Below are 9617 nucleotides of genomic sequence, written 5' to 3'. Positions count from 1 at the left end.
ATTAAAGCGGAGAGAAGCAGCCTGTAGGAGGCCAGGATTACCGGGTTCATGGATCCCAGTTTAACGAATATTACTGCAGATCCTGAGGCAATCATTCCCAGCATCATGATGAATAAAACCAAATTATTCCCCCCGTGATCTCTCATAAGATACCTCAAGCCTATGGATTGAACAAGATTGGACTTTTTAGGACGGGATTTCTAAAAAATTTAAAATTGTTGTAACGCTTCTTAAGGTGGATTGTATTACAAGCATAACCGTTTTAAATTAAAAATTTTTCAACCCCTAAGGTTTTCCTCCTTTCCCTTGGGGGTTTTTTAGGCCCTGACGGTTTTAGAACTTTCCTATTTCTTCCAAAACGGCCAAGGCATGATCTTTGGTAGTCACTTTTTCAAATGTATGAATCACCTTACCCACTTCATCAAGGATGAAGGTGGAACGGATGATTCCTTCATAGGTCTTTCCGTAATTTTTTTTCTCCCCCCAGGCTCCAAAATGTTTTATCACCGTTGTTTCAGGATCGCTGAGCAGGTAAAAAGGCAAATCATATTTTGATTTAAATTTTTCATGCTTTTCTACTGAATCTTTGCTGATTCCCAGAATTACTGTATTCGCATCCGCGAAGCGGCTGTGCTCGTCCCTGAAGCTGCAGGCCTCGACGGTGCAGCCGGGAGTGTCATCTTTGGGGTAAAAATAGACAACAACTTTTTTTCCTCTGAAATCTGAGAGACTGATTTCCTGTCCGTGGTCATCCTGGAGTGTGAAATTTTTAACTTGATCTCCCTTCTGGAGCATATCTGTACCTCTTTGAAATTATTTTCTTTTATTATAATTCATAGGAAGGAAGAATGGAAAACCTGAATCATCCAAATCATCTTTTTCAGGTTCGTTTGGTCTCAATTTCACCCAAAGGCCTCTGCTGTTATTGACATTTGGTCCTATTCTGTAAATAATAATTTTATGACAACGACTATCCGCAATGGAATTATCACCGGTCTGGGAAAATCTCTGCCCCACCGTAAAGTCAGTAATGACGACCTGTCCAACTGGGTGGATACCTCAGATGAATGGATACGTTCCCATACCGGGATTGAATCCCGGTATCTCGCTTCCGAAGGAGAGAGCTGTTCAACCCTGGGGATTGAGGCTGCCCGTCTGGCACTTCTGAGTTCCGGAGTTTCTAAAGATGATATTGGAATGATCATTGTTGCCACATCCACGCCTGATTATAAAGCCTTTCCATCTACGGCCTGCTTGATCCAGGATGCCCTGGATATTCCCAGAGCCGGTGCCTTCGATCTTGCCGCTGCATGCAGCGGCTTTTCTTACGCCCTCGAAACGGCTCGGAGCTTCATATACGCCGGAACCTGTGACCATGTGATTGTTGTGGGAGCCGAAGTGCTTTCATCAGTGGTGAACTGGAAAGACAGGAATACCTGTGTCCTTTTTGGCGACGGTGCGGGTGCTGTTGTGGTTTCAGTCTCCGACGAGGAAGACCGGGGAATCAAATTTTCCAGCCTGCGCTCCGAAGGGAGTGGATGGGATGCCTTGATTGTGAAAACCGGGGGATCTAAAAACCCTCTGACACCGGAAATCATGGCGGATCTGAAAAATCCCCAGGATCTGTATATCGCCATGGATGGCAGGCGGGTATATGAATTTGCTGTTCGGGTCATCTGCCAGACAATATTGGAATTACTGGAAAGAGCCGGGATTGATAAGAATGAACTGGATTGGATCGTTCCACACCAGGCAAATCTTAGAATCATTCAGGCTGCTTCAAAACGGCTTAAAATTCCTATGGACAAATTTTTTGTGAACCTGCAGAATTATGGGAATACCTCTGCAGCCACCGTTCCTATTGCCTTATCCGATATGGATGATCAGGGACTTCTGAAGAAAAATCATAAGGTGATCAGTGTCGGTTTTGGAGCCGGACTGTCCTATGGAGGAAACTATTTCGTATGGTAGACAATAAAACAGCTTTTTTATTTTCCGGACAGGGCGCTCAGTTTCCCGGTATGGGAAAAGACCTCTGGGAATCCTATGACTGTGTCAGAGAACTCTTCTCCCTGGCTTCAGACATCATCGGAAAGGATATGAGCGGCCTTTTATTCGAAGGTTCTATTGAAGATCTGAAAGAGACAAAGAACACTCAGGTGGCTGTCACTCTTGTGAATCTCTCTGTTCTCCGGGCCCTGAATGAAGAAAAAATCCACTCTTCCTGCACCGCAGGATTCAGCCTGGGTGAGTTTTCGGCCATGGTCGATGCAGGTATTTTAACAGAATCCGATGTTTTTTCACTTGTTTCCGCGAGGGGAGACATCATGTCTTCTACGGCTGCGCAGGTAATAACCCGTTATGGGGATGTGGGAATGGCTGCTGTCATGGGGCTTGATTTTGATGCCATACAGAAGGTCCTGGCCAACTGTCAGAGCACTCATGTGTATGCGGCCAATAACAACAGCCCTGTTCAGGTCGTCATCTCAGGAACTACCGCCGGTATTGCAGATGTTCAGGGTGCTTTAAAAGCAGCCGGAGCCAAACGGGTCATTCCCCTTAAAGTCTCCGGTCCTTTTCACACTCCTCTCCTGGACAGCGGAAAAGAGGCTCTCGCCGATTTCCTGGGGGGACTGAAGTTTTCTGATCCGGTGAAAGATTTTTATTCCAATGTGACCGGAACCCTTGTTACTACGGGAGAAGAAGCCAGGGAACTGAGTATTCAGCAGATGGTCAGCCCCGTACAGTGGCTGGAGATTGAAAGAAATCTCGGTTCATCCGGAATCTTCCGTGTTGCCGAAGCCGGGCCCGGGACGGTCCTCACAGGACTATGGAAAAAATCCGGAATGGAGCAGGAAGTCTTTTCCTGCGGTACTCTTGAGGGTCTGAATGGTCTTCTTGAAAACATAAAAAATATTCATTAATCAGCAGGGAGAGAAAACATGAAAGGCAAAACAGTTCTTGTTACCGGGGGCTCCCGGGGAATCGGAAAAGAAATAGTGCAGCTTTTTCTTGAAGAAGAGGCCACTGTCCACTTTATCAGTACCAGTCCCAGTCCTTATATAGATGAGCTTCAGGCTCTGGCCTCAGAGAAGGGAACTACCGTGACCTGGCATCAGGGTAATGTGACAGACGAAGAGCAGATGACTGCCATTGTTGACCCCCTGGCCAAAGAGGGCCTGGATGTTGTCGTGAACAATGCAGGCATCACCAGAGACGGCCTGATCTTCCGCATGAGCATGGATCAGTGGGAACAGGTCTTGAAAGTGAACCTGACAAGTGCCTTCCTCATCTCACGAATTGCCGCCGCCCAGATGATCCGTAAGCGAAAAGGCTGTATCATCAATATGAGCAGTGTTGTGGGAGTCATGGGGAATGCAGGGCAGTGTAACTACGCCGCCTCCAAGGCCGGAATGATCGGCCTGACAAAGAGTCTGGCCAAAGAAGTAGCCTCCCGGGGTGTGAGAGTGAATGCTATTGCTCCCGGTTTTATCAATACAGATATGACCAAGGATCTTGGCGACAAGGTCATGGATGAACTGAAAAAGCAGATTCCCCTTGGACGCACCGGTTCTGGACGGGATATAGCGGAAGCCGTACTTTTTCTGTCTTCAGACAAAGCCTCCTACATCACAGGACAGGTCCTGAATGTAGACGGCGGAATGGTGATGTAACCGGCCGATTTTTTTTCGGTCTTCAATCTAAAAGTAACTCTTAAGGAGAGTGGTTTAATATGAAAAGACGTGTAGTAGTCACAGGAATGGGTACGGTTAATCCCGCAGGGAATGATGTCCCCGCTTTCTGGAAATCCCTGAAAGAAGGCAAGACCGGAATCGGAGCTAATACAAAGTTTGACACCGAACAATTTGCATGCAGAGTCACGGGAGAAGTGAAGGATTTTGACTCCACCCTCTATGTAGACCGGAAAGAAGTCAGAAAAATGGCTGAATTTACTATATATGCCGTTGCCTCTGCCGTTCAGGCAGCCAGGGATGCCCGATTTATAGAAGGCAGTTTTGATCCTCACAGAGTCGGTGTCTGCCTTGGCAATGGAATCGGCGGATTTGAAGTGATAGAAGAAAACATGATGCAGCTTTTTAAAAGAGGACCCTCCGGGATTGCCCCCATGACCATTCCCAAGATGATCAGCAATGAGGGGCCCGCCAATGTTGCCATTAAACTTGGACTCCATGGACCCTGTTCCTCCGTTTCTACAGCCTGTGCCAGCGCCACCGATGCCATTGGTCAATCTTTGGATATGATCAGAAGCGGAAGGGTCGACTGCATGTTCACCGGTGGCATGGAGGCGGCTATTACCCCCTTTAGTATCGGAGGGTTTTCTAGAATCCAGGCACTCTCCACCAAGTTCAATGATACACCCGAAGTGGCCTGCCGTCCCTTTGATAAAGACCGTGACGGTTTTATCATGGGAGAGGGTGCCGGTGTCATTATTTTGGAAGAATTGGAACATGCCAAAAAAAGGAACGCTCCCATCTATGCCGAGCTGGTAGGCTATGGTGCTACCTGCGATGCCGGTCATCTGACCTCACCAGATCCCGATGGGAAAGGGGCTGCCGCCTCCATGAGACTTGCTCTGGAAGATGCCGGCCTGAATCCTGAGGATATTGATTACATCAATGCCCACGGCACATCCACACCCACTAACGATCCCATCGAAACCAAGGCCATCAAGTTGGCATTCGGAACTCATGCCTATAAACTGAAAGTCTCTTCCACCAAGGCCATCACCGCTCATATGGTCGGCGCTGCGGGTGGCGTGGAAGCCATCGTAGCTGTACTGGCCATTCAAAATCAGTTTCTCCCCGGTACACTGACTCTGGAAAATCCTGAAGAAGGCTGTGATCTCGATTACCTGCCGGGTGTCGGAGTCGATGCCAGGGTTAACGCGGTTCTCAGTGATTCACTGGGATTCGGAGGCCACAATGCCTCCATTATTTTCAAGAAGTACGAGGATTAAGATATGACAGAAATGGAACAATTACTCCCCCATCGGGCTCCCTTTCTCTTTGTAGACCGCCTGGAAAATGTTTCCGAAGAGGGTGTTGTCGGATACAGGAAATACACCATGGATGACTTCTTTTTTAAGGGTCATTTCCCGGAATACCCGGTTGTACCGGGAGTCCTTCTGGTGGAAGCCATGGCTCAGTGCGGTGGTGCGGGTCTTAAAAAACTGCGGAATGAAGAGGGCCTCTTCTTTTTAGCCTCCATAGAGAAAGCCAAGTTTCGCCGCCAGGTTGTTCCAGGAGACGAAGTCCGTATGGAGATTGTTAATGAAAGAATCAGCGGTATGATGATTAAGCAGAAGGGAAAGGCTTTTGTCGGTGACGAAATGGCTGCAGAAGCTTCCTGGATGTGCATCATGAAAACCCCTGGGTCTAATTAAATAAAATACCAGAGTCCTGTTATGGCTCTGGTACTGTGTAGAAGCTACGGACGAATCAAGGAATAAACAGAATGATCATAGAACCGAAAATTATAAAAAGCGTCTGTCTCACGGCTCATCCAGAAGGATGCGAAAAAGAAGTAGAAAACCAGATAGGCTTTGTGAAAGGACAAGGGGCTCTGGAAATGCCCAAAAGAATCCTCATTGTCGGTTGCTCTACAGGCTTTGGTCTGGCATCCCGGATTACCGCCGCTTTTGCCGGTGGAGCTGAGACACTGGGAGTCTCTTTCGAAAAGGGGCCTTCCCCCAAGAGAACTGCCAGCCCCGGATGGTATAATAACAGAGCCTTTGACAAGTTTTCTAAAAGAGAAGGGATCAAATCCTTCACCATAGACGGCGATGCCTTCTCTGATGATGTCAAGTCTCAAGCCATTCATTGGATCAAGGAGAATTGGGGTCAGGTGGATCTGCTGGTCTACTCCCTGGCATCACCTGTCAGAGTGGATCCTGAAACAGGAGAAACCTATCGCTCTGTATTAAAACCCATTGGAAAATCCTATACGGCTCAATCCGTAGATTTTATGAATCAGACAGTCAATGATGTTACTATTGAACCGGCTGATGAAGAAGAAATAGCCCCGACTGTTAAGGTCATGGGCGGTGAGGACTGGATGCGCTGGACCAGTCAGTTCAAATCTGCCGGAATTCTGGCAGAGGGATTTCGTACTGTATCCTATTCCTATATCGGACCGGACGTGACCTACCCCGTTTACAGGGAAGGAACCATCGGTAAAGCCAAGGAAAATCTGGAAAACAGCGCGGCAGCTCTCACAACAATGCTGAAAGATGTGCACGGGCAGGCCTTTGTGTCTGTCAACAAGGCTCTGGTCACACGTGCCAGTTCGGTCATTCCTGTTGTTCCCCTCTATATGGCCCTGCTCTTTAAGGTCATGAAAGAAAAGGGAATTCACGAAGGCTGCATCGAACAGATGTACCGCCTCTTCAAGGATCGCCTCAAACCCGGGAAGGACGTTCCTGTGGATGAAAAGGGGCGTATTCGGATTGATGACTGGGAAATGCGTGAAGATGTGCAGAGCGCGGTCTCCGACCTCTGGGACCAGGTTACTACAGAAAATGTATCCGACTTATCGGATATTAAAGGATTCCGGGAAGATTATCTTAAGCTTCACGGATTTAATGTAGACGGCATCGACTATGACAAGGAGGTGGATCTTTCAGCATTTTAGTTTAGGTATCTTTTTTAGGCAGTTGTTATTGACATAATGCCGCCATGGAGTACGTTGTACTTAAGCGGCATACCCTAAAAAAACTGCACTTAAGGCTGCTCCTGTCGGGATCGGCCTTTTTTTGGCTCCGAGTGGCTGTTGTATAGATCCCGGGGTTTTTGATATACAAATAAGTAAAATGTGTCATAGTCAAATCGATACTGACAGGCTATAATTGATATATATGCCCAAGATAATTGATCATGAGAAACGAAAACAGGAAATTCTTAAACGGGCCTTTGTTATCTTTGCCCAGAAAGGATATCAGGATACGAATCTCTCCTACATCGCCGAACGCTGTGGTATTTCAAGGCCGACTCTCTACCTCTACTTTAAAGACAAGGAAGAGATTTTTTACTATGCGGTGAAACAGATGACCGAGGGGATGTACAAGGACTACAAGGTTCTTTTTACCGATGATGGTCAGAGCGAGTTGATCAAGATGAAATTCATCTGCAGGGATATCATTGAGAAGTGTTATAGAAAAAGAGACTTTTTTTCCTGTCTGGCTGATTTTCTGTTTCAGATGAAACGGCAGGGTAAGGACTATTCCAGGGATATTGAGAAAAGAACTGTCGGACTGATCTATCTTTTTTCAAAGTTGATCAGACAGGGGATTCAGAAGGGTGAGTTCCGAAAGGTTCCGGCCAAGGAAACGGCCTATCAGCTGTTCAGTCTGATTGAAGCCTTTGCCTTTCAGATTGCCATGATTGAAAAGTTCGAACCTGAGGGAGCCATTGCCGTCACTATCTCCTATCTGGACAGCCTTTCCATCGGTTGTACTTAATTACAGTATTTCCAATATTTCCATCAAAGACTGTATCTCATAATCCGCCTTGTGGGAGGAATGATTTTCCCATACACCGGGATTGTACCAGCATGTACTGATTCCCGCTGCTATACCGCCGGCAATATCGGAGCTCAGGCTGTCGCCTACCATCAGAATCTCCTTATTCAGAGGGACCCCCATACGCTGTGCTGCTCTCTTGAATATTTCAGGGTCCGGTTTCGCTATTCCTTCTGTCTCGGAAATAAGAATTTCTGTAAAGAGGTCATAAAAGCCCAATGCTTCGAATCTGGCCTCTTGTACTGCCGTGAGGCCATTGGTTATCATTGCCATGGGAAAGTCTTCCTGTAGAGCCTTCAGGAGGTTCTGTGCGTCCTTCAGATAAAAGCATCCCTGCCCCAATGCCCTGAGATAGAACTCGGAGAGCTCCCGGGCTGACACCTTCGACTTCATGGCTGCGGCAAAACGGTGGAAACGTTCCTGCTTCAGTTCTGCCGCTGTTATACTTCCCTCTTCCAGCTCCATCCAGATTCTGTCATTGATTTTGTGGTAGGTCTTTATGAAATCCTCTTGAGAGAGGTCACTTCCCATAAAGTCTTTAAGCCCTGTTAATGCCTTATTTTCGGCTTTTCTGAAGTCAAGAAGGGTGCCGTCGGCATCGAAAAATATTGTCTTGATTCCCATGGGAACTCCTATAATAAATAGACCCCGCCTCAGAAGGACGGGGTCTATTCAGTCTAACAGAACTGGTAGGATCAGATAAAGAACTTCAAAATAAAAATTGCAGCGATGATGTAGGTTAGTACAGGAACGCTCTTAGCTTTACCGGTACAGGCTTTCAGGATGACATAGGATACGATCCCAAAGACAATTCCTTCTGATATGCTGTAGGTCAGGGGCATCATGAACATGGTCAAAAAGGCAGGGAGAGCCTCGGTCATATCGTGGAGCTCTATATCCTTAACCGGAGTGATCATAAATAAACCAACCAGAATAAGAGCCGGAGCTGTGGCAGCACTGGGGATCATCAGGAAGAGGGGAGACAGGAAGAGGGCTGCAAAGAAAAGAATTGCAGCAACAAGGGCTGTGAGTCCTGTTTTTCCACCTTCCTCTACTCCTGCGGCAGATTCAACGTAGGTTGTAACAGTACTTGTACCGAGACAGGCTCCGACGGTTGTTCCAATGGCATCCGCAAAAAGAGCCTGTTTTACTCTTGGAATCTTGCCATCCTCAGTTAAAAGACCAGCTTTAGTAGACACTCCGATCAAGGTTCCCACAGTATCAAACATATCTACCATAAGAAATGTAAACAGAATGATGAACATATCTAGTGTTAATACCTGAGAAAAGTCAAATTTGAAAAAAATAGGTGCCAGTGAAGGGGGAGCCCAGCTTCCAGCGGGTGCTGAAGTCAGTCCCAGGGGGAAACCTGCAATAGTACCGGCAATTATTCCGATAAGCAGGGCACCTTTGACTTTAAATGCCAGAAGGATTGCTGTTACTACCAGGCCAATAATCGCCAGAGTAAATTCAGGGCTGGAAATAGATCCCAATCCAACGAGTGTAGCATCATTGTTAACAATCATTTTAGCATTCTGCAAGCCGATAAAAGCTATAAACAGACCGATACCTACAGAAATTGCTTTCTTAATATTAGTTGGTATACAGTCGATGTTGGCTTCCCGTACATTGAGAAAGGTGAGTACGATGAAAATAATACCTTCCAGAAATACTGCCGTCAGGGCAAACTGCCAGGAGTATCCCATTCCCAGACAAACGGCATATGCAAAAAAAGCATTAAGACCCATACCAGGTGCGAGGGCAAAGGGGAGTTTGGCAATTAAAGCCATAACCAGTGTAGCAATACCAGCGGACAGAGCCGTGGCTGTAAATACAGCACCAAAATCCATACCTGCGTCTGATAAAATCAGTGGGTTCACTATTAAAATATAAGCCATGGTCAGGAAGGTTGTCATTCCTGCCAGTACTTCTGTTTTAACGGTGGTTCCATTGGCTTTCAGCTTGAAAAATTTTTCCATGAAAACTCCTTTGATTTGGGTCCCTTGCTATGGGACGGATTAAATAGTTTTCATAATTATAGAATGGTCCTGACTGATCAAGCAATCAAATAATATAATTT

General features: G+C 46.6%; 10 protein-coding genes. 7 read left to right on the top strand and 3 right to left on the bottom strand.

Features of this window, described 5'->3' with window-relative positions; translation table 11 throughout:
- Positions 1–333 precede the first annotated feature (333 nt).
- Positions 334–795, bottom strand: coding sequence for a thioredoxin-dependent thiol peroxidase (bcp, locus tag PF479_RS20145; RefSeq protein ID WP_298010776.1), 462 nt, complete (start codon positions 793–795; stop codon positions 334–336).
- Positions 796–960: 165 nt separating this feature from the next.
- Here bcp and PF479_RS20140 point away from each other — a divergent pair, with 165 nt between their 5' ends.
- The 7 genes from PF479_RS20140 to PF479_RS20110 all read left to right on the top strand — a co-directional run bounded on the left by PF479_RS20140 (position 961) and on the right by PF479_RS20110 (position 7477).
- Positions 961–1971 (top strand): beta-ketoacyl-ACP synthase III, encoded by a 1011-nt coding sequence (locus PF479_RS20140; protein ID WP_298010773.1) that lies wholly within the window; start codon positions 961–963, stop codon positions 1969–1971.
- Positions 1965–2924: an ACP S-malonyltransferase gene (locus tag PF479_RS20135; RefSeq protein WP_298010771.1), complete on the top strand. Its 960-nt coding sequence runs from the start codon at positions 1965–1967 to the stop codon at positions 2922–2924. Before PF479_RS20140 ends, PF479_RS20135 begins: the two co-directional genes overlap by 7 nt.
- Before the next feature lie 18 nt (positions 2925–2942).
- The gene (gene fabG, locus PF479_RS20130) at positions 2943–3674 is read left to right on the top strand and encodes a 3-oxoacyl-[acyl-carrier-protein] reductase (RefSeq protein WP_298010768.1); all 732 of its coding nucleotides are present in this window, start codon (positions 2943–2945) and stop codon (positions 3672–3674) included.
- Positions 3675–3733: 59 nt separating this feature from the next.
- On the top strand, positions 3734–4978 hold the full coding sequence (gene fabF, locus PF479_RS20125; protein WP_298010765.1) for a beta-ketoacyl-ACP synthase II: 1245 nt from the start codon (positions 3734–3736) through the stop codon (positions 4976–4978).
- Positions 4979–4981: 3 nt separating this feature from the next.
- Positions 4982–5404 (top strand): 3-hydroxyacyl-ACP dehydratase FabZ, encoded by a 423-nt coding sequence (gene fabZ / locus PF479_RS20120; protein WP_298010762.1) that lies wholly within the window; start codon positions 4982–4984, stop codon positions 5402–5404.
- A 71-nt stretch (positions 5405–5475) separates the two neighbouring features.
- Positions 5476–6651 carry an enoyl-ACP reductase FabV gene (gene fabV / locus PF479_RS20115; RefSeq protein ID WP_298010759.1) on the top strand — a complete coding sequence of 392 codons (1176 nt, stop codon included), beginning with the start codon at positions 5476–5478 and terminating at the stop codon, positions 6649–6651.
- A 223-nt stretch (positions 6652–6874) separates the two neighbouring features.
- On the top strand, positions 6875–7477 hold the full coding sequence (locus tag PF479_RS20110) for a TetR/AcrR family transcriptional regulator (protein ID WP_298010756.1): 603 nt from the start codon (positions 6875–6877) through the stop codon (positions 7475–7477).
- Here PF479_RS20110 and PF479_RS20105 read toward each other — a convergent pair whose 3' ends face one another.
- A complete protein-coding gene (locus tag PF479_RS20105; protein WP_298010751.1) occupies positions 7478–8161 on the bottom strand; it encodes a YjjG family noncanonical pyrimidine nucleotidase in 684 nt (227 codons plus the stop codon).
- A 71-nt stretch (positions 8162–8232) separates the two neighbouring features.
- On the bottom strand, positions 8233–9516 hold the full coding sequence (locus PF479_RS20100; RefSeq protein WP_298010748.1) for an NCS2 family permease: 1284 nt from the start codon (positions 9514–9516) through the stop codon (positions 8233–8235).
- Between the last annotated feature and the right edge of the window lie 101 nt (positions 9517–9617).

Origin of the sequence: Oceanispirochaeta sp., assembly GCF_027859075.1 — a bacterium.
Taxonomy (GTDB): Bacteria; Spirochaetota; Spirochaetia; order DSM-2461; family DSM-2461; genus Oceanispirochaeta.
The sequence above is the reverse complement of the archived record's forward strand: the minus strand, read 5'-3'. Positions and strand labels throughout refer to the sequence as shown.